This is a genomic window from Mycobacterium sp. 4D054 (assembly GCF_052245755.1).
Taxonomy (GTDB): Bacteria; Actinomycetota; Actinomycetes; order Mycobacteriales; family Mycobacteriaceae; genus Mycobacterium.
Genome location: NZ_JBQQCF010000151.1, coordinates 1 through 892, shown reverse-complemented (window position 1 = coordinate 892; position 892 = coordinate 1). Strand labels below are relative to the sequence as shown.

1 protein-coding gene is annotated in these 892 nt (G+C 66.9%); it reads right to left on the bottom strand.

Going from position 1 to position 892, the window contains the following annotated elements:
- Nucleotides 1-892 (bottom strand): sugar phosphate isomerase/epimerase family protein (locus ACTWP6_RS30335; RefSeq protein ID WP_443189642.1); only part of this gene is annotated, 892 nt, incomplete at both ends.

Here is an 892-nt window from a genome sequence, read left to right as displayed (position 1 = left end):
TGAATGTGACGGACGGGATGCCGCACGACCCGAGGTAGTTGCGGGTGCGCTTGGCGATGGGCAGCGGGGCGTCGGCGAGGCAGGGATACATGTCCTGCTCGACGATCGCGAACACGTCGATGCCGAGTTTCTCGACCTCGGCGAGAAGCGGTGGCATGTCCGGGATCCCCAGCGGCGGTTCGGTCATCGCGCCGAGCTTGACCGCCTCGCCGAACGGCAGGTCCTCGGCTTCGACCTTGGCGCGGACCTGCGGATCGACCTGCTTGAGGTGCAGGTATCCGATGCGTTCGGGGGCGCGGCGGATGATCGCGATGTTGTCGCCGCCGCAGTAGGAGATGTGGCCGGTGTCCAGGCACAGGTTCACATACCGGCTGTCGGTGCCATCGAGGAAGCGGTACACGTTGTCCTCGGTGTCGACGTGGGAGTCGGCGTGCGGATGATACTGCGCACGCACCCCGTAGGTTTCGAACATCGCCTTGCCGAGGTCGTTCATGCCGCCGGTCTTCTTGGCCCACTGCTCGGCGGTGAGGTGGCGGTCTTCGAGAACCTCGCCGGTGGCCGGGTCGCGCCACATCTCCGGGATCACGACCACGTGCTTGCCGCCGACCGCGGCGGTCAGCTTGGCGACGTCCTCGATCTGCTTCCAGACCGCATCCCATGAGTCATCCTGGTGCAGGTGCTCGAACACCGTCCCGGCCGAGAGCTTGAGCCCCCGGGCGGCCAGCTCGTCGGCCAGCTTGGCCGGGTCGGTGGGCAGGTACCCGTAGGGGCCCAGCTCGATCCACTCATAGCCCGACTCGGCGACCTCGTCGAGGAAACGGGTGTAGGGCGTCTGCTGCGGATCGTCGGGAAACCACACCCCCCACGAATCCGGCGCGGAGCCGACACGAAT